Annotated in this window: 16 protein-coding genes; 10 read left to right on the forward strand and 6 right to left on the reverse strand. The window is 65.9% G+C overall.

Features of this window, described 5'->3' with window-relative positions; translation table 11 throughout:
• Positions 1 to 3 precede the first annotated feature (3 nt).
• Positions 4 to 1,839, forward strand: coding sequence for a succinate dehydrogenase flavoprotein subunit (sdhA, locus tag K408_RS0110640; protein WP_024338807.1), 1,836 nt, complete (start codon positions 4 to 6; stop codon positions 1,837 to 1,839).
• A gap of 135 nt (positions 1,840 to 1,974) precedes the next feature.
• Complete coding sequence (locus K408_RS0110645; RefSeq protein WP_024338806.1) at positions 1,975 to 2,757, forward strand: succinate dehydrogenase iron-sulfur subunit; 783 nt, start codon at positions 1,975 to 1,977, stop codon at positions 2,755 to 2,757.
• A gap of 39 nt (positions 2,758 to 2,796) precedes the next feature.
• Here K408_RS0110645 and K408_RS0110650 read toward each other — a convergent pair whose 3' ends face one another.
• Positions 2,797 to 3,960, reverse strand: a complete 1,164-nt coding sequence (locus K408_RS0110650) for a GAF domain-containing protein (RefSeq protein WP_024338805.1) — start codon at positions 3,958 to 3,960, stop codon at positions 2,797 to 2,799.
• A gap of 427 nt (positions 3,961 to 4,387) precedes the next feature.
• On the opposite strand from K408_RS0110650, the gene K408_RS0110655 reads away from it, so the two are divergent.
• The 7 genes from K408_RS0110655 to K408_RS40720 all read left to right on the forward strand — a co-directional run bounded on the left by K408_RS0110655 (position 4,388) and on the right by K408_RS40720 (position 13,017).
• Positions 4,388 to 6,001, forward strand: coding sequence for a GMC family oxidoreductase (locus tag K408_RS0110655; RefSeq protein ID WP_024338804.1), 1,614 nt, complete (start codon positions 4,388 to 4,390; stop codon positions 5,999 to 6,001).
• Between the two features lie 209 nt (positions 6,002 to 6,210).
• Positions 6,211 to 8,364 (forward strand): hybrid sensor histidine kinase/response regulator, encoded by a 2,154-nt coding sequence (locus K408_RS0110660; RefSeq protein WP_024338803.1) that lies wholly within the window; start codon positions 6,211 to 6,213, stop codon positions 8,362 to 8,364.
• A gap of 279 nt (positions 8,365 to 8,643) precedes the next feature.
• Positions 8,644 to 9,468 carry an FkbM family methyltransferase gene (locus K408_RS0110665; protein WP_024338802.1) on the forward strand — a complete coding sequence of 275 codons (825 nt, stop codon included), beginning with the start codon at positions 8,644 to 8,646 and terminating at the stop codon, positions 9,466 to 9,468.
• Positions 9,469 to 9,492: 24 nt separating this feature from the next.
• Positions 9,493 to 9,879, forward strand: coding sequence for a VOC family protein (locus K408_RS0110670; RefSeq protein WP_024338801.1), 387 nt, complete (start codon positions 9,493 to 9,495; stop codon positions 9,877 to 9,879).
• A gap of 66 nt (positions 9,880 to 9,945) precedes the next feature.
• Positions 9,946 to 10,431, forward strand: coding sequence for a pyridoxamine 5'-phosphate oxidase family protein (locus K408_RS0110675; protein WP_024338800.1), 486 nt, complete (start codon positions 9,946 to 9,948; stop codon positions 10,429 to 10,431).
• A complete protein-coding gene (locus tag K408_RS0110680; RefSeq protein WP_024338799.1) occupies positions 10,431 to 10,673 on the forward strand; it encodes a hypothetical protein in 243 nt (80 codons plus the stop codon). Before K408_RS0110675 ends, K408_RS0110680 begins: the two co-directional genes overlap by 1 nt.
• Positions 10,674 to 10,860: 187 nt before the next feature.
• Entirely contained in the window at positions 10,861 to 13,017 is a 2,157-nt protein-coding gene (locus tag K408_RS40720; RefSeq protein WP_024338798.1) for an OmpA family protein, read from the forward strand.
• Positions 13,018 to 13,069: 52 nt separating this feature from the next.
• Here the strand turns inward: K408_RS40720 and K408_RS0110695 are convergent, their stop codons facing one another.
• Complete coding sequence (locus K408_RS0110695) at positions 13,070 to 14,026, reverse strand: homocysteine S-methyltransferase family protein (RefSeq protein WP_024338797.1); 957 nt, start codon at positions 14,024 to 14,026, stop codon at positions 13,070 to 13,072.
• Between the two features lie 231 nt (positions 14,027 to 14,257).
• Between K408_RS0110695 and K408_RS0110700 the strand changes: the two genes are divergently transcribed.
• The gene (locus K408_RS0110700; protein WP_024338796.1) at positions 14,258 to 14,878 is read left to right on the forward strand and encodes a TetR/AcrR family transcriptional regulator; all 621 of its coding nucleotides are present in this window, start codon (positions 14,258 to 14,260) and stop codon (positions 14,876 to 14,878) included.
• An 89-nt stretch (positions 14,879 to 14,967) separates the two neighbouring features.
• Here the strand turns inward: K408_RS0110700 and K408_RS0110705 are convergent, their stop codons facing one another.
• From K408_RS0110705 to K408_RS0110720, 4 genes are all read right to left on the reverse strand, one after another.
• The gene (locus K408_RS0110705; protein ID WP_024338795.1) at positions 14,968 to 16,725 is read right to left on the reverse strand and encodes an alkaline phosphatase; all 1,758 of its coding nucleotides are present in this window, start codon (positions 16,723 to 16,725) and stop codon (positions 14,968 to 14,970) included.
• A gap of 93 nt (positions 16,726 to 16,818) precedes the next feature.
• Positions 16,819 to 18,156, reverse strand: coding sequence for an argininosuccinate synthase (argG, locus tag K408_RS0110710; RefSeq protein WP_024338794.1), 1,338 nt, complete (start codon positions 18,154 to 18,156; stop codon positions 16,819 to 16,821).
• A 93-nt stretch (positions 18,157 to 18,249) separates the two neighbouring features.
• Entirely contained in the window at positions 18,250 to 19,026 is a 777-nt protein-coding gene (locus K408_RS0110715; RefSeq protein WP_024338793.1) for a phosphatase PAP2 family protein, read from the reverse strand.
• A gap of 54 nt (positions 19,027 to 19,080) precedes the next feature.
• Complete coding sequence (locus tag K408_RS0110720; RefSeq protein WP_024338792.1) at positions 19,081 to 19,575, reverse strand: hypothetical protein; 495 nt, start codon at positions 19,573 to 19,575, stop codon at positions 19,081 to 19,083.
• Between the last annotated feature and the right edge of the window lie 129 nt (positions 19,576 to 19,704).

Consider the following 19,704-nt stretch of genomic DNA (forward strand, 5'->3'; position numbering starts at 1 on the left):
CCCATGGCCGCTGAGATCAATGGCAAGGGCAACGGCGCTCCCGCCACCAACGGCAAAGCCTACCCGATCGAAGACCACACCTACGACGTCGTCGTTGTGGGCGCCGGCGGTGCGGGCCTGCGCGCCGTGGTCGGCTGCAGCGAGGCCGGCCTGCGCACCGCCTGCATCACCAAGGTGTTTCCGACCCGCTCACACACCGTTGCGGCGCAGGGCGGCATCTCCGCCTCGCTCGGCAACATGCACAAGGACGACTGGCGCTGGCACATGTACGACACCGTGAAGGGGTCGGACTGGCTCGGCGACCAGGACGCGATCGAATACATGGTGCGCAACGCGCCCGAGGCGGTCTACGAGCTTGAGCATTGGGGCGTGCCGTTCTCGCGCACCGAGGACGGCAAGATCTACCAGCGTCCGTTCGGCGGCATGACCACCGAGTTCGGCAAGGCCCAGGCACAGCGCACCTGCGCCGCCGCCGACCGCACCGGCCACGCCATGCTGCATACGATGTACGGCCAGTCGCTGCGCCATGCGGCCGAGTTCTTCATCGAGTTCTTCGCGATCGACCTGATCATGGACGACCAGGGCACCTGCCGCGGCGTCATCGCGCTCAAGCTCGACGACGGGACGCTGCACCGCTTCCGCGCCCAGACCGTCATTCTCGCGACCGGCGGCTATGGCCGCGCCTATGCGTCCTGCACCTCGGCGCACACCTGCACCGGCGACGGCGGCGGCATGGTGCTGCGCGCGGGCCTGCCTTTGCAGGACATGGAGTTCGTGCAGTTCCACCCGACCGGCATCTACGGTTCGGGCTGTCTCGTCACCGAAGGCGCGCGCGGCGAAGGCGGCTATCTCGTCAACTCCGAGGGCGAGCGCTTCATGGAGCGCTACGCGCCGTCGGCGAAGGACCTCGCCTCCCGCGACGTCGTCTCGCGCGCGATGACCATCGAGATCCGCGAGGGCCGCGGCGTCGGCAAGAAGAAGGACCACATCTTCCTGCATCTCGACCATCTCGATCCCGCCGTGCTGGCCGAGCGCCTGCCGGGCATCTCGGAATCGGCAAAGATCTTCGCCAATGTCGACGTGACGCGCGAGCCGATCCCGATCGTGCCGACCGTGCACTACAACATGGGCGGCATTCCAACGAACTATCACGGCGAAGTCCTGACCAAGAAGGACGGCGACGATAACGCGGTGATCCCGGGCCTGATGGCGATCGGCGAAGCCGCCTGCGTCTCCGTGCACGGCGCCAACCGCCTCGGCTCCAACTCGCTGATCGACCTCGTCGTGTTCGGCCGCGCCGCCGCGCTTCGCCTCGCCGAGAAGCTCACGCCGAACGGCAAGCAGCCGGAGCTGCCGGCGAACTCGGCCGAGATGGCGCTCGGCCGCCTCGACCATTTCCGCTACGCCTCCGGCGGCACGCCGACCGCGAAGCTGCGCGAGGGCATGCAGCACGTCATGCAGAACAATTGCGCGGTGTTCCGCACCGGCGATGTCCTGAGCGAGGGCCAGAATCTGATCGCGAAGGTCCACAGCGGCATCACCGACATCGGCGTGTCGGACCGCTCGCTGGTGTGGAATTCGGACCTCGTCGAGACGCTCGAATTCGACAATCTGATCTCGCAGGCGGTGGTGACGATGAACTCGGCCGCCAACCGCACCGAGAGCCGCGGCGCCCATGCCCGCGAGGACTTTTCCGAACGCGACGACAAGAACTGGATGAAGCACACGCTGGCCTGGCTGGACGATGCCGGCAAGGTCAGGATCGAGTACCGCCCGGTTCACAACTACACCATGACCAACGACGTGCAGTACATCCCGCCGAAGGCGCGCGTGTATTGATCAGGGCTCGTCATGCGCGGGCAAAGGGCGCGAAGCGACGTCTTCAAACCTGATGACCCGCGCATCCATCTTTCGAAAAGGGATGGATCGCCGGGTGAAGCCCGGCAATGACGCGGAAAACCAGAGGCAGGACTTATGGTTGAATTCGCACTTCCAAAGAATTCCAAGATTTCAGGCGGCAAGACCTGGCCGAAGCCCGCGGGCGCGGCCGAGCTTCGCGAGTTCAAGGTCTATCGGTGGAATCCCGATGACGGCAAGAATCCGAGCGTCGACACCTATTACGTCGACACCAACGATTGCGGCCCGATGGTGCTGGACGGCCTCATCTGGATCAAGAACCATATCGATCCGTCGCTGACCTTCCGCCGCTCCTGCCGTGAAGGCGTCTGCGGCTCCTGCGCCATGAACATCGACGGCCAGAACACGCTGGCCTGCACCAAGTCGATGCACGAGGTGAAGGACGGCGCGGTGAAGGTCAACCCGCTGCCGCACCAGCCGGTGGTGAAGGACCTCGTCCCCGACCTCACCAACTTCTACGCCCAGTACGCCTCGGTCGAGCCCTGGCTGAAGACGACCTCGCCGACGCCGCAGAAGGAATGGCGCCAGAGCCACGAGGATCGCGAGAAGCTCGACGGGCTCTACGAGTGCATCCTCTGCGCCTGCTGCTCGACTTCCTGCCCGAGCTATTGGTGGAACAGCGAGCGCTATCTCGGCCCTGCCGCGCTGCTGCAGGCCAACCGCTGGGTGTCGGATTCGCGCGATGAGGCCACCGGCGAGCGGCTCGATAATCTGGAGGACCCGTTCCGCCTCTACCGCTGCCACACCATCATGAACTGCGCCAAGGCCTGCCCGAAGGGGCTGAACCCGGCCGAAGCCATCGCCGAGCTCAAGCTCAAGATGGTCGAGCGGCAGATCTGATTGCGTCTGGGACGCACCTCGTCTCGCGGCGGCCCTGGTCTAGTGATGCTCCGCGAGACGCTTGGTACCAAGCGGGGGCTGCGCTACTGCCACGCCCGCTTTTGAAACTCCTTGATCGATTGCCCAGCGCAATTGGCGGTCCGTTGCGCGCAGCTTGATCTCGTCCGAGGCGAGCGCGGCGAGATTGGCAAGTGTCTGCTTCTGGGTATCGTCCAGCGTGCGTGGCCGGGTGTCGATCACGCAGAGTGAGCCCAGTGTGAAGCCGTCGGGATCGCTCACCGGGCAGCCAGCGTAGAACCGAAATCCCAGTTCGCCCAACACGGCGGGATTTTCCGAGAAGCGCGGGTCAGTCGCGAGGTTCTCGGCGACCATGACGCCCTTCTGCAAGATGGTGTAGTTGCAGAACGCCCAGTCGCGCGGCGTATCGGACATGTCGAGTCCATAGCGCGACTTGAACCATTGCCGGTTTGGAGTCAGCAGCGTCAAGAGCGCGACGGGAGCGTCGAGGCTGCGCGCCGCCAGCCAGGTCAGGCGGTCGAACGAATCCTCCGGCGGCGTGTCGATCAGACCGGAGCGTTCGAGCGCGAGAAGCCGCTCGCCCTCATTGTCCGGAAAGGGAAACGAGGGCGGCGTCTCGAACGGAGCCGGGTGCTCGATGGCGGCTCTGAAAATGGTGTCGATCGCTTCGGGCAACGCCGGCAATCCGTCGACGAACACTGTCGTTCTGATGTCAGGTCCGATCCCGTCGACCGTCCGATCTGCCGCCGAAGCCCCGACAACCAGGATTTTGGTGCGTCCCAGCGCAGGATCGCCGCGCAGGCTCTCCAGCATGGCCCGTCTGCTCGCGCCCGATGCCTCGGCTTCGACCACGACTGCGGCCGGCAACCGGGTGCCTATCGCGAGCAGCGCCGCGTAGGGATCCGAGTAGCTTTCGACGACACAGGCCTTCACGTTGGCCAGCGCTGCTTCGTAATCAACGATGCGTTCCGGGCGCGCAATGACGACCACCCGCGCGGAGGCAAGGGGCGGTAACGCGCCGGGACCGGAGATCAGCCCCAGAACGTCGCGGCGGTAGACCCGGCGATGGCCTCCCGGCGTTTTCCAGGACGGGATCGATCCGCCTTCGATCAGAAGCTGCGCCGTGCGGATCGAGACGCCCAGGATCTTGGCAGCGTCCGCCGTTGTCAGAATTTCCTTGGCCATGCTGTCCATCTTGCCCCCGGCCGCGTGCCGGCCGGCCTTGCCCCAGACCTCACAATGTCGTGCTCCCGCCTGTGTTGACAAGGGGACTTCAGTGCTATTTTGATAAATTCGATGATTCTGATAGATTTGATAGATCTGATAAACTGTCTTCGGGCCGCTTGGCATATGCGAGCTGCCCGGAGGCGCCCGCTTGAATGGAGGAGATCATGTTCTGGACCGCCCCCTTCCAGCCAAGCCCACGAGCCTCCAGCAGCCGATCCGAACCCTGGCTCGGTCAGGCATCCCACGCGATCCAAACTGCAGCAACGGTCCGATCCCTGGCGCCCTTGCCGGCCGTCTCGCCGGCGCTAGCCCCCTTTCCTTCACTCAACGGCATCCGCCCGGAACGTCGCACGGGCCGGATCGCCAGCTTCACCGGAGTATGACCATGAACGACTTCCTGCCCTCCGACCTGCCGGAATTCGCGGACCGCGTTGCCGCCAACCAGCGCCGGCTCAACGAAGATTCTCGCGGCAGCTACGATTTCATCGTCTGTGGCGCCGGCAGCTCCGGCTCGGTCGTCGCACGCCGCCTTGCCGAAAATCCGGCGGTCACGGTCCTGCTGATCGAAGCGGGGGGCAGCGACGACGTGCCGACCGTCATGGACCCGGCGGCGTGGCCCGGCAATCTCGGCAGCGCGACGGACTGGGGCTTTGTCGCAGAGCCCAACCCGCACTTGAACGGGCGAGCGCTAGCGATGTCGATGGGCAAGGTTCTCGGCGGCGGATCGAGTATCAACGTGATGCTGTGGGCGCGCGGCCATCGCAGCGACTGGGATTTCTTCGCCGACGAAACCGGCGATCAATCCTGGGGCTACGATGCGGTCTCGACAACCTTCCGGGACATCGAGAACTGGCAAGGACCGCCTGATCCGCGCCACCGCGGCACCGGCGGGCCCGTCTTCGTGCAGCCGTCACCGGATCCCGGGCCGGCCGCGTTGGCCATGCTCGCCGCGGCGAGGGAGATCGGTATTCCGACTTTCGAAAGCCCCAACGGCGAGATGATGGAGGGCGAAGGCGGCTGCGCAGTCACGGACATCCTTGTCCGTAACGGCAGGCGCAACTCCATCTTCCGCGCCTATACTTATCCATTTCTCGATCGGCCCAATCTCACTCTGCTCACCGGCACGCACGTCTCACGCATCCTGCTCGAGCGCGGGAGGGCCGTCGGCGTCGAGGCGATACGTCACGGCCGTCCCTTGCGGATCAATGCGAGCCGGGAAGTCGTGCTCGCGCTCGGGGCGATCCAGACGCCGTCAGTGCTGATGCGCTCCGGCATCGGCGATGAGAAGGAGCTTGGAAGACTTGACATATCTTTGGTCCAGCATCTGCCCGGTGTCGGACAGAACCTGCAGGATCACGTGTCGTTCGGATGCATTTGGGAGTATCGAGAGCCGATCGCGCCGCGCAACACCGGCAATGCGGCGACCCTGTACTGGAAATCCCGTTCCACGCTCAAGACTCCCGACCTGCTGTTCTGCCAAGTCGAGTTTCCGGTGCCGAGCCGTGAGACGGCAGGGCGGGCGCCGGCCCATGGCTGGACGATGTTCGCCGGCCTTGCCTTGCCGAAGAGCCGAGGCAGGGTGAGGCTTCGAAGCGCCGAGCCGCTTGCACTGCCGCAGATCGAAGCCAACATGCTGTCGCATCCTGACGATGTGACGACGGCAGTCGCCTGCGTCGATCTTTGCCGTACGCTCGGCAATACCCGCGCCTTCGAGCCGCTGGTCGCGCGCGAAAGTCTGCCCGGCCCTCTCGGCGCTGCCGGGATGGAGCGTTTCGTGCGCGACTCCGCCGTAACCTACTGGCACCAGACATGCACGGCAAAGATGGGACGCGATGCCATGTCCGTGGTCGACAGCAGGCTGAAGGTCTACGGCATCGACCGCTTGCGCATCGCCGACGGCTCCGTGATGCCGCGGATCACCACCGGGAACACGATGGCGCCTTGCGTCATCATTGGCGAGAAGGCTGCCCGTGCGATGCGCAGCGAGCACGGCATCTGAACCGCCGCCCTCGAGAGCGACAGCCAAAGTGCTGGCTCGTGTCATTGGCCCCTCGAACCAAGAATCGAGGGGCCTGCCGGGCAGCGCGACATGGCGCTGCAGGACGCCCGCGCGCGTGATCTCATCACGATACAACCACGGGTTCCAGCGATAATCGGCTTCCTTCTTTGCGCGAAATTCAGCTAAGCTCGCGGTCAGGGACAGGAGCCGTGCAGGGCGCGCAACGCAAATCGCTCAGACTGCTGCAGTGGATGATGGCTGCATCCCTGGCGCTTCCGGTTGCGCTGTTCGCGATCACTTCCGCGATTTCCTACACCTCGACCACAGACATCGCCGACCGCGAGATCGAGCGCACGCTCGACGTCGCGCATGAGCACGCACTCAAGGTGTTCGAGACGATCGACCGCAGCCTCGCCGAACTCAACGAGGTCGTGCGCGGCCTTTCCGACGACGTCATCCGCGCGCGCGAGCCGACGCTGCATCTTCGCCTGAAGCGCCTGGCCGATTCGCTGCCGCAGCTCAAATCGGCATGGATTTTCGACGCGGATGGAAAGGCGCTGGTCAACAGCCTCGCCTCGCCGCCGCCGGACCTGGGCTTTGCCGACCGTGACTATTTCTATGCCCATGTCGACCAGAGCATCGGCACGTTCATCGGCACGGCCCTGGCGCCGCGTCCACCCTATCAGGGCGCGCGCTTCTTCGGGGTGAGCCGCCGCCGCGATTCCGACGACGGCAATTTCATCGGCGTGATCCAGGCCTCTGTCCTGCCGGAATACTTCGAGAGCTTCTACGCCAGGATCGGCTCCGACCCCGGCAGCTTCTTCGCAATGGGACGCGCCGACGGCGCCGTGCTTGCGCATTTCCCGCGGCTCGACCGCGACCTGCGGCTTGATCCGGGCGGCCCGGTCGGCCAAAAGATTGCGTCGAGCCCCGAGCATGGGCTGATGACGATCGTTTGGCCGCCGGACGGGATCGAACGCCGCATCGGCTACCGACGCATCACCGATTATCCGATCTATGTCAGTGCCGGGCTCGAGACCTCGGCGATCCGCGCGCGCTGGCTCGCCACCATCGGCCAGCATCTGGTGTTCGGCATTCCCGCCACCGCGCTGCTGTTCCTGCTGCTCGCCTTCGCCTTCCGCCGCACCCAGCATCTTCATGCCGAAGCCGCCGCGCGCCGCGAGGCCGAGGAGGCGCTCAAGCACAGCCAGCGCCTGGAGGCGCTCGGGCAGCTCACCGGCGGTGTCGCGCACGACTTCAACAATCTCCTGACGGTGATCCGCGCTTCGGTCGATCTCTTGAACCGGCCGCAACTGACGGAGGAGCGGCGACAGCGCTACATCACGGCCATTGCGGACTCGGTCGCGCGCGCGGCCAAGCTGACCTCGCAGCTGCTCGCCTTTGCGCGGCGCCAGACCCTCAAACCGGAGGTGTTCGACGTCGGGGCGCGCGTGCACTCGCTGCACGACATGCTCGCCACGCTGCTAGGTTCTGCGATCGAAATCGTGATGCGGCTGCCGGCGGAGCCTTGCCTCGTCAATGCCGATGCCGGCCAATTCGAGACCGCGCTGATCAACATGGCGACCAATGCGCGCGATGCCATGCAGGGCAAGGGCAGAATCGTCTTCAGGGTCGAGCCAACGACAACCGTTCCGCAGACGCTGCCGCAGCTTTCGGCGAACCAGGCCTTGGCGGACCATGGCTTCGTCTGCGTGACCGTGAGCGACACCGGCGTCGGCATTCCCGCAGCCAGGCTCGGGCGCATCTTCGAGCCGTTCTTCACCACCAAGCAGGTCGGCCACGGCACCGGTCTCGGCCTGTCCCAGGTGTTCGGCTTCGCCCGGCAGTCCGGCGGCGAAGTGACCGTGGCGAGCGAGGTGGGGCGCGGCAGCGCCTTCTCGCTGTATCTGCCGCGCGTGTCGCCTGACCTGCTGCCGCAACAGCAGGCGCCCCACACAGCGCCGGCGGTAGCCGGCAGCGGCATGTCCGTACTGGTGGTGGAGGACAATATCGAGCTCGCCAATTTCGCCGCCGATGGCCTTACCGAACTCGGCTACAGCATTACGCTGGTCGACAATGCAAACGACGCACTCGCCGAGCTCGTCATGGACGCGGACCGCTTTGACGTCGTGTTCTCGGACGTGGCGCTGCCCGGGATGACCGGACTCGACCTGGCGAAGGCAGTTCGCGACCGCGGCATCGGCGTCCCCGTCGTGCTGACCACCGGCTACAGTCAGGCCCTTTCACAAGAGGGCACTGCCGGCTGCGACCTCGTGCAAAAGCCCTATTCGATCGAGGAATTGTCGCGCGTTCTGCACCACGCGGCGCGGCTGGGGCGCGTGCGCGACGGCGCCGCCGAATAGGTGTGCCCTGGGGAACTCGCGGGCGGACCGACTGAGTTCCCTTCGCGTTGCCCGCTCATGCACAAACGGACCGCAGGCGCGCAAGGACTATCCGAGGACGCGCTCCTGGGCCACCGATGCGCTGCCGAAGGCACCCATCGTCGGCGTCGCGCATCGCACCATGCCGGGGGCCTTTCTCGCCCTCGTCCCGGGGCTCGGTTCGCGTCCCGACCGACACTGAAATTGTGGCCCCTCGCAAAACCGGCTATGCATGCGCCGCTTGCAATGAGGACCGCCTGTTTGACGACCGACAACAATTCTTCGTCCGCGCCGTTCGGCACGTTTGCGCCGAATGCGGCGCAGGCGGCGATCATCCGCCTCGCTCAACGATCGCGACTGAAGCGCGGCGCCTTCCGGCCCTGGATGTCGCGGCTGGTGAACCTCGTGCGCAGCGGCCCTGTGGACGTGCAATATCAGGGCGCCTCTTTCCGGTTCTATCATCAGGGCAGCGCGACCGAGCGCGGCGCGCTATTCAATCCCGAGTACAATCTCGACGAGCTGGATTTCCTGCGCCAGCACACGTCCGGCGGCGGCGTGTTCGTCGATGTCGGCGCCAATGTCGGCACCTTTGCGCTGGTGATGGCGCGGCAGGTCGGGCCCACGGGTAAGGTGGTCGCGATCGAGCCGCACCCGCTGACGTTCGCACGGCTCTCGTTCAACCAGTCCGCATCGAAAGCGGCGCAGGTGCGCCTGGTGCAGGCGGCCGCGGGCGACAAAGATGGCGAGCTGATGATCGAGAGCGGCGGCGGCAATCTCGGCGCCACGCATGTCGTTACCGGCACCGCGAGCACCGACGCGATCAAAGTCCCGTCGCTGCGGCTGACGCGCATCCTCGGCGAGGCCGGCGTTACGCAGGTCGATTCGCTCAAGATCGACGTCGAGGGATTCGAGGACCGCGTGCTGATCGGATTCTTCCGCGACGCGCCGCCATCGCTGTGGCCACGCGCTGTCGTGATCGAGCATCTGTCACAAAACGAATGGCAGCAGGATTGTATTGCCGACATGGTCGCGCGCGGCTTTACGATCGCGCGCAAGACACGAAGCAATACGTTCCTGTCGCGCTGACGAGGGCAAACAAAAGAGGTTGCGATGATCGACCATTTGGGCATCTCGGTCTCCGACTATGAACGCGCAAAAGCGTTCTATGCGAAGGCGCTGGCCCCACTCGGCTATGGGCTAATCATGGAAGTGACGGCGGAGCAGACCGGTCACGCCGCAGCCGCAGGTTTCGGAGCGGACGGCAAGCCGGACTTCTGGTTCGGCGGAGACGGCGCCATGAACAAGCCGGTGCATATCGCGCTTCGCGCCAAGGACCGCGCTACAGTGGATGCGTTCTACAACGCGGCCATCGCGGCCGGCGGCCGCGACAATGGTCCGCCCGGCATCCGCCCACATTACCATGCGGACTATTATGGCGCATTCGTGCTCGACCCTGATGGCCACAACATCGAGGCCGTCTGCCACGCGCCGGAATAGCGAGGATTCCCAGGGGAACATCGTTCCCGGCAGGTCGTTATTGTTCCTTCCAGCAAGGAGCACGACATGGCCAACGACAATGCCGGCGACGTCGATCGCGTCTGGGACCTGATGAAGACAATCGGATTCGCAATGCTTGTCACACGCGACGGCGGCAAGCTCCGTGCCCGGCCCATGAGCGCCTATCTCGATCGCGCCGCGAACACGATCTTCTTCCTGACCGATGCGCGCAATCACAAGGACGAGGAAATCGCGCGCGATCCGTCGATCAACCTGTCGTTCGCCGATGCCGGCAGCCAGAAGTACGTTTCCCTGACGGGCACCGCCGTCATCTCCAACGACCGTGCCAAGATCAAGGAGCTGTTCTCGACACCCGCCAAGGCATGGTGGGACTCCGCGGAAGATCCCAACATCCGCGTGCTCAAGATCACGCCTGATGACGCCGAATTCTGGGACTCGCCGGGGACGGTGATCTCCTATGTGAAGATGGCGGCCGCGGCAGTCACGAATACGCGCCCCGATCTCGGCGAGAACCGCAAGGTCTCGATGTGATGCCGATTGAACCGCCCGAGATTCCACCCTCGACACCAGGCACGCCGACCGAGCCGCCGCTCGGAGTCCCGCCCGGCAATCCGCAGCCCGAAATCACACCGCCGGTCCGCGAGCCGGGCGAATCACCGAGCCCCGACGAATTGCCGGGCCGCGTGCCCGAAGAGATTCCATCGCGCGGTCCGAATGGACCGCTGACGCCGAACCCTGCGACGGACGCGAGTTCGTCGCGCGGTTACGCTTGAGGCTGGCTCATCGCATGTGAGGCGATTGCAAGCAGGGTCTGAATGCGCAATGAACGTTGCCGTAGTGGGATGATTTCGGTGCAGAAATAAATTCGGCCGCGACGACACCACCCGCCACAATGCGGCCTAACGCCTAGCTGTTCATCCCAACACTTCGTCAAAGAACCTTCCGGGGAAGTTCACCACCATGACCAACCTTCGTTTCGTGCTGCTTGCAACGACGGCGCTGACCGCGATGCAATTGGCAAGCTCCGCATCGCATGCGCAAAGTGCGCCGCCGCTCGTGCTCGCACAGGCCCAGCCGGAGGCCGGGCCTGACGGGAGGCCGAAGCAGCCGCCGAAGGGACCGCCGGCGGCCGCGCCGCCCGCAGCACCCGCGCGCCCGGCCGCACCGCCGCCGGCGGCTGCACCGCCCGCCGCACCTCCGCCGGCAGCGGCACCGGCGCGCCCTGCGGCGCCACCGCCACCTCCGCCTCCACCCGCGGCCCGTCCGGCTCCACCGCCGCCACCGCCACCCCCGGCCGCTCCCAAACAGCCTTCGCCGCCGCCGGCCGCGGCCCCGCAGCAGCGCGCCCCGACACCGCCGCCTCCCGCACCGCCTGCCCCGCGCGCGGCGCCCTCGCCGTCAGCACCGCCTCCTGCAGCGGCTCCGCAGCAGCGCGCGCCGGCAACGCCGCCTCCGGCACCGTCCGGCGCTCGCCCGGCTCCGACGCCACCGGCCCCGCCTCCCGCAGCAGGTCCTCAGGGCCGCCCGGCGCCGGCACCCAGCGCGACACCAACGCCAGCGCCCGCAGCGCCGCCGGCCCGGCCAGGTACCCCTGCTCCGACCGCCACACCCGCTCCGACCGCCACACCTGCACCGACAGCGACGCCTGCTCCGGGCAGCACGCCTGGCGTGCCGCCAGCCGGCCGCCCCGGCACACCGCCGCCCGGGCGCCCCGGCGCGCCTCCGCCGGCAGGATCACCGGCAGCGGGTGCCACGCCGACCCCAACCGCGACGCCAGCTCCGACTGGCACTCCGACGCCGCCGCCCGGACGCCCGGGTTCGGCGACACCGGCGCCTGGCGCGACCCCAGCTCCGACCGCAACTCCAGCCCCGACGGCGACCCCGAGCCCAACGGCGACGCCAACCCCTGGGCAGCAGGGCGGCACGCCGCCTGCCGGCGCGCCCGCAGCCGCAACCCCGACCAGGCCGCCGGCACCTCCCGCCGGCGCTGCAGCGCCGACCGTGGTGCCCGGCACGCCAGCCGCAGCGCCGCCGCCCGACAGAGCGCAATACGCGCCACCCACGGTGAAGCCAGCCTTCCGCGCCGCGCCGACGATCTCGGCCCCGTTGCCGCCGCCGCCGCGCCCGCCGCAGCGTGACCTGACCCCGCTCGCGGTCGGTGCAGGCGTGGTAGCCGGCGCCGTCATCGGCGCGACCATCGCCGACCTCCACAACCAGCGACGCGAGACCGTCGAAGGCGGCCGCACGATCTACACAGAGCCGGACCGCATCATCATCCGCGACCCGGGCGGGCAGGCCTATGTCCGCGGCAACGATCTCTATCGCTTCCGCTATGGTGCCCGCGACATCCGCACCGACACCGTGGGCGGCGAGACCCGCACGGTCGTGATTCGTCCTGACGGCAGCGAGATCATCACCGTAGTCGGCGCCGATGGCCGGCTGCTGCGGCGTATCCGCAGGGACCCCCGCGGGCGCGAGATCGTCATCATCGACAACAGCTACCGCGATCCGCGTGCCGTCGGCGGCTTCTATGTGGACCTGCCGCCGCCGGTCGTGAACATGCCCTATGATCGCTACATCGTCAGCGCTGAGGACGCATCGCCAGACGTGATCTACGCGACCATGCAGGCACCGCCGGTGCAGCGGATCGATCGGCGCTACTCGCTCGACGAGATCCGCTACAGCCCCAATGTTCGCATGCAGATGCCCAGCATCGACGTCAACACGATCAACTTCGAGACTGGATCGTGGACGATCCCGCCGGACCAGGCGGCCCGGCTGCAGGTGATCGCGGACGGCCTCAACCAGGCGATCCAGCGCAATCCGCGCGAGGTGTTCCTGATCGAGGGTCACACCGATGCGGTCGGCAACGAGGTCGACAACCTGTCATTGTCGGACCGCCGCGCGCAGTCCGCAGCCGAATTGCTGACGCAGCAGTTCGGCGTGCCTGCCGAGAACCTGACGTCGCAGGGCTATGGCGAGCAGTATCTGAAGGAACAGACGCAAGGGCCGAGCCTGATCAACCGGCGCGTCACGGTCCGCCGCATCACGCCGCTGCTCAACGGCGGCACGGCCTCGCTGCCGCCGCCCCCGCCCGGCACGGCGCCGCCGCGCTGAGGGAGACCACAAACGCAAATGGCCGGGAGCGATCCCGGCCATTTCTCTTGCATCATACCGTCAACGCGTCTGACGGCAGGCAGGCCTCGCAAACGGCGGCGACATGCCGGTGATCAGTGCCGCAACAGCCGCCGAGAATCCGCATGCCCGGGAATGCGCGCCTGAGCGAAAGGTAACGGCGGCCGAGATCTGCGGGATCGCCACTGTCGAGGGTCTCCGATTCGTCGAGCTCGGCATGGCTCTTGACCGATGCATTGGCTCTGATGCCGTGGATGCGCTGGACCCACGTCTCGCCGGTCGCGATTGCACTCTCGAAGTGAGTTGGATGCGCACAATTGATCAGGAAGTATTCGCAGGCACGCTCCGTTGCGTCGTCGACCGCTTCGATCGCCTCGCGCAGTGTCTCTCCCCTGACGAGGCGACCATCGGTCTCGACCGTGAAAGAAATCGCGACCGGAATATCCTGCCTCTTGGCTGCGCGGACCACACCGACGGCTTCGTTGATGCTGTTCAGCGTGAACGCAGTCACCATATCGGCGCCCGCCTCGCTGAAGGCCGCGATCTGGCCCGAGTGGTAGGCTTCCGCCTCCGCCGCGTCCATGTTGCCGGCCTTGTAGCCGTCGCCTCGCGGACCGATCGCGCCGTTGATGACGCAAGGCATGCGGGGGGACTCCCAGGCGCCGCGCAACTCGTCGAGGAAGCGGATGGCGCGCATGTTGATGGCCTCGAGCCCGGCCGCATCATAGCCGAGCCTGACGCCCCAATCAGGGTTGGCGCGCCAGGTCGGACTGTCGAGGACGAAGCCGAGCCCGTGCTGCCTGGCGATCCGCAGATATGCTTCGTAGTACTGCCTCAAATGGGCGCGGCCATCCGCGCTGTCGAGCAGCACGAATGCCGCGAAGTGGGGCAGTTCCAGCCCGTGGTGGAAGATGAGGGTTGTCTCCATGCCGCCGTCGGTCAGGAAAATGCCGCCGCCGTGCTGCGGCAGACCATGTCTGTATCTGGCCATTGATCGCTCCATCATTTGGACGGACTCGCTCTCTTCATTCGGTCGCGCCATGTCCGTCTTTGGTCTCGGCATGTGGTGCCGCATAATGTCGCGTCGCTCTAGAAGCCTCGCGGTGCGGCTGAACTTCCCCCCGCAAGCGGAGACAAATCAAATACTTGCATGAGACGCTCGGAGCAGTGCTTGGCCCCGAGCGCCAGATTCCGCACCGTCGGTACAGTTTTGGAGACATCGATGGGAAAGGGCGAAGCGACGCGCGAGCGCATTCTCGAGATCGCGGAAGCGGCGGTGCTCGCAAAGGGCTTCGGCGCGACCTCGATCGACGAGGTCATTGCAGAGGCCGGCCTGACCAAGAGCGGCTTCTTCTATCACTTCAGGGACAAGAACGCGCTCGCACGGGAGATGCTGCGCCGCTACGTGGAGACGAATGATCGCCTGTTCGACGAGATCTTCAGGCGGGGACGCGAGCTCTCCGACGACCCGCTGCAATCGTTCCTGATCTCGCTGAAACTGCTCGCCGAAATCATGGCCGATCTGCCGAACGGCCACCCCGGCTGCCTGATCGCCAGCATCTGCTATCAGGAGCGCTTGTTCGACCGCGAGGTTCGCGATCTGACCGCACAATCAGTCCGGAGCTGGAATGCGCATTTCCGCGAGATTCTCGACGGCATCGCTGCCGTCCATCGGCCCCGCGAGCCGATCGACCTCGACGATCTCGCCGAGATGATCTCGTGCGTGGTCGACGGCGCGATCATCATGTCGAAGACGCTCAACGACCCGAAGCGGCTGGAGCGGCAGATCCTGCTCTTCCGCAGCTGTGTGAAGCTGATCTTCGCGCCGCCTCTCTCATCGTGAAACGCATGTGACGTGAGCGAGCCAGGGCTGCCCTGCTGAGCCCGTTTGCGAAGGCGTGCGACCTTGCGATTCGCAGTCGATCCTCCGCTTCATTGCCCCGCTGCCAATCCCAACGCGTCGGCCATGACCCGGAACACTTCCGTATTGTCCATCGACCCGTGCACGCGCTCGCTGCCCGGTCCAGTCGCGGTCAGGATGACATCCTCGCCCGAATGCACGCTGGCGCCGATCAGCGCGGAAAGATTGCCGGGGCGCAGCACCGCGCCCGGGACGTCCTTGTATTTGTCGTTGGCCTTGAAGGTTCCGTCGTCGCCCGCCTTGATGGTCGGCTGGTTGGGGCCGTCCAGTTTCGGACGGAACGTCTCGTAGTGATCCGGCAGGCTGGCCGAGAAGATCGCGAGCCGCCGACTCACGTCGATGCGCGCCGGATAACCTTCCGCATCCGGCGCCGGATAGTTGGGAAATCCGGCCTTGTCGTAGACCGCAACGCGCTCGCGCAAGGGAACATTGGGCACGGTGCCCATGTCGTCATTCACCGTCCCGACAAGGCTGTTGGGATGATTGTGGTCGGCGACCACCATGATGAGAGTGTCGTCGCCGCGTGCGCGCGCCCATTCGCGCGTCTGGCGCACCGCGTTGTCGAGCATGATCGTGTCGTAGACGGCGCGCTCCATGTCGAGCAGATGCGCATATTTGTCGATCATTCCGGATTCCACCATCAGGAAGAAACCGTTCTCGTTCTTCGAAAGGATGTTGAGTGCCGCCTGGACTTGCTCGGTGAGATCAGGCTGCTCGGGGAATTTCCTGACGCCGCCGCCCTTCAGGAATTTGCGGTCGAGCACACCGTCCATGTTGCCGGTCGCGAACAGGCCGAGCAGCTTGCTGGTCTCCTGTCTTGCGGCGGACGCGCCGAGTTCGCTCGCGGTGGTCGCCACCTGATAGCCGGCATCGCGAAACTTCGCGATGTAGTCGGTCTCGTCCTTGCGTTTCGAGCCGGCGACCGACTTCGGCAGAAAGTTCGCGCTGCCGCCGCCCATCAGCACATCCGGCTTCGCGTCGAAGAACTGCTCGACAATGTCGTCATAGGCGGCGCGCCGGCGGGTGTGCGCTACCATAGCCGCCGGCGTTGCGTCTTCGATTTCGGTATTGGTAACGATGCCGATCGCCATGCCGAGCCGCCTCTTGGCGAGGCTGGCGATGGTTTCGACACGGGGATCGTCGAGCGGGCTTGCAGTGCGGTCCGCATAGACGCTGAGGGCGTTGACGGCGCTCTTGTGCCCGGTCGCATAGGCGCTGGCCGAGTTCGCGGAATCGGTGATGATCGAATCCGAGCCTGCGGTTGCCACCAGGGCCATATGGGGCATGTCGTCGATGGCAAGCTTGCCCCGGCTCTTGCCCTCCGAGATTCCCTTGGAGAGGATTCGCGCTGCGACCCGGTGCGCGGGCGACATGCCGTCACCGATGAACAGGATGACATTCTTCGCCTTGCGCGGGCCGGTGTCGTAGACCGTCCATGTGACGCTGCGCTGGCGCGTGCCGTCGCTGACGTCGACGACAACGTTGCCGGACCTGGCCAGCGTGACGTCGCGCAGGATCAGGGCCGACTGGTCCTTGCCATCCTCGCGCTCGATGAAAGTCCCGGCACGGCCGAAGGCCGTCGCAAAATCCGCGCCGTTCACCGTCACCTTCAACTTGGTCGCATCGACCGGGCCGGGAAGCTCGACCTTGAAGTCGAATTTGGCTCCGGCCAGGATCTCGGCACGATCGATCGGGTAGACGGTCTGCGCCGACAGCGACGAGGTCCAGCCGAGGACGATGAGGGAGGCGAGTGCCGATGTCTTGATCATGCGCGATGCTCCGAAACCCATTCCGACAGAAACAGGAGCGTAGCGATCGAGAATGACACCGTCATTAAGCTGTCATCGCGTGGCCCGGACGTCTCAGCCTCTATCGCTCTCCAGCCGGAAGATCTGCGAGCCTTCGCTGCCCGAGAGCAGGCCGGTCTCGCTGTAGAGCTTCAGCTTGGTGCGGGTGTCGGCGATGTCGAGGTTGCGCATGGTGAGCTGGCCGATGCGGTCGGCCGGCGTGAAGGCGGCGTCCTCCACCTTCTCCATGCTGAGCCGCTCCGGCGCGTAGGTCAGGTTCGGGCTCTCGGTGTTGAGGATCGAATAATCGTTGCCGCGGCGCAGCTCCAGCGTGACCTCGCCGGTGACGGCGCGCGCGACCCAGCGCTGCGCAGTCTCGCGCAGCATGAGAGCCTGCGAGTCGAACCAGCGGCCCTGATAGAGCAGGCGGCCCAAGCGCATGCCGCTGATGCGGTACTGCTCGATGGTATCCTCGTTGTGGATGCCGGTGACGAGGCGCTCATAGGCGACGTGGAGCAGCGCCATGCCGGGCGCCTCGTAGATGCCGCGGCTCTTGGCTTCGATGATGCGGTTCTCGATCTGGTCGCTCATGCCGAGGCCGTGGCGGCCGCCGATGGCGTTGGCTTCGAGAAACAGCGCCACGGGATCGGTGAAGGTCTGGCCGTTCAGCGCGGTCGGCTGGCCTTCCTCGAAGCGCACCACGACCTTCTCCGCCTTGACGTTGCAGTCGTCGCGCCAGAACGGCACGCCCATGATCGGATTGACGATCTTGATGCCGCTGTCGAGGCTTTCGAGATCCTTGGCCTCGTGCGTGGCGCCGAGCAGGTTGCTGTCGGTCGAATACGCCTTCTCGGCGCTCATCTTGTAGGCGAAACCTTGCGCCGTCATGAACGCCGACATCTCGGCGCGGCCGCCGAGCTCGTCGATGAACTGCTGGTCGAGCCAGGGCTTGTAGATCTTCAGGCCGGGATTGGTGAGCAGGCCATAGCGGTAGAAACGCTCGATGTCGTTGCCCTTGAACGTCGAGCCATCCCCCCAGATGTTGACGCCGTCTTCCTTCATCGCCGCGACCAGCATCGTGCCGGTGACGGCGCGGCCGAGTGGCGTGGTATTGAAATAGGTGATGCCGCCGGTCGAGATGTGAAAGGCGCCGGACTGGATCGCGGCGATGCCTTCATGGACGAGCTGAGTGCGGCAATCGACCAGCCGCGCCTTCTCGGCGCCGAATTCCATCGCCTTGCGCGGGATCTCGTTGTAGTCGGCCTCATCAGGCTGGCCGAGATTGGCGGTGTAGGCGTAGCAGCGCGCGCCCTTCTGCTTCATCCAGAGCAGCGCCGCAGAAGTGTCGAGGCCGCCCGAAAACGCGATGCCGACTTTCTCGCCCTTGGGCAGGCTTTTCAGGATCGTGGTCATGGGGCTTCCAATCGGGTCTCAAGGGCTGATGAAGGTGCGAAACTTGGCCGCGCGAATATCAAATTTCGCACGCCTCGGCATCCCTTTAATGGCTCAAACCGAGGGCTCGGGACCGGTCTTGCGGCCGAACAGGCGCTGGCGGAGCCGGTAGCCGGGCCAGCTCAGCCGGGTCAAGGCGGCGTCGACCGCCTCGTCCGAGAACCTCGTCCGCGGCCAGCGGTAAATCAGCGCGTAGGCGAACCAGATCACGACGAAGGTGACGAGGCCGGCGATGGAAACGTCGGTGAAGAAGTGGCCACCGAAGGCCATGCGAAGCCCGCTCGTCAAGGCCCCGAACACCACTGCGGCGGCATAGGCGATCGGGCGCCACGGCGGCGGCGCCAGCGCAGCCGGCGCGAGCGTCCAAAATGCCGTCGCCCCCTCGCCGGAGAAGAACGAGCAGTTGCGTCCGCAGCCGCCGCGGGGATCCCACCACGGCACGAATTGCTGGGTGCCGGCAAACTCGGTCACCACCACCGGACGCGGACGGCCCCAGTAAGTCTTGAACGTCAGGTTGGTCAGGATGCCGGCCGACATGGTCATCGTCACCAGCAGGAAGACGACCGTTCGGCCCCGCACCATCATCGGCCGGTCGGGCCGGATCATCTTGACCACGAGCGCGACGATCGAGGGCAAGGCGAATGCCCAGGCGATCCACATCGCCGCATCGCGCGCGAAGCCGGCCCAGCCGTTCAGCTTGAGCGGGAACGTCCTGGTTGCGGGGTCGAAGAAAAGCGCCGCGAGCTTGAGATCGAGTTCGGGATAGAGGCCGAAAACGACGCCGATCACGAGCCACAGCGCCAGGGCGATGAAGAGTCCGGTCCGGTTCATGGCGCGCGGTTTAGCGGAGTGGGGAGGCGATGAAAACCCCGGACGCGGCGCGACTTATCGCGCATCCGGCCTCGAGTTCGACGGCAAGGGCGGCGGCGGCTTCCGCGGGGGCGGCGGGTTGCGCCAGGCGCCGGCGTTGCGGCCGGCGATCAACCAGTAGACCACGCCGGCGACGATGCCGGCTCCGGTCATGATCTCCAGATGCCGCCGCACGATGCCCTCGAACTGGAACGTGTCGGCATGGAAGGGGACGAGACCGAGATAGCAGGCGAGCCCGACGAGGCCGCCACCGAGGGCATAGGCGAGCGCGCTGCGGATGTAGAGCGCTTCGGTGATCGCGACGATCACCGCCGCCGGCACCAGCGCAAAGCCGGAGACGAAGATGAAACCGAAACCGAGCAGGACATCGATCGTGCCCTGGTCGACGGGACCTGCGCCCAGATCGGCGAATTCCGGAAACAGCAGCGCGACGACGATGATCATGCCGCCGACGAAGCAGGCGGCGAGGAAGCCGATGAAGATGACGACGAGACGGCCGATCAGGGACATGGCGCAAGCGAATTGGTGACCGGCAGTGTCACCAGGCCCCCGGTCGTCATGCCCGGGCTTGACCCGGGCATCCACGACTTTTCCAATCGCGGCCCGACGTGGATGGCCGGGTCAAGCCCGGCCATGACG

Origin of the sequence: Bradyrhizobium sp. in8p8 (genome assembly GCF_000426845.1) — a bacterium.
GTDB classification, from domain to species: domain Bacteria; phylum Pseudomonadota; class Alphaproteobacteria; order Rhizobiales; family Xanthobacteraceae; genus Bradyrhizobium; species Bradyrhizobium japonicum_C.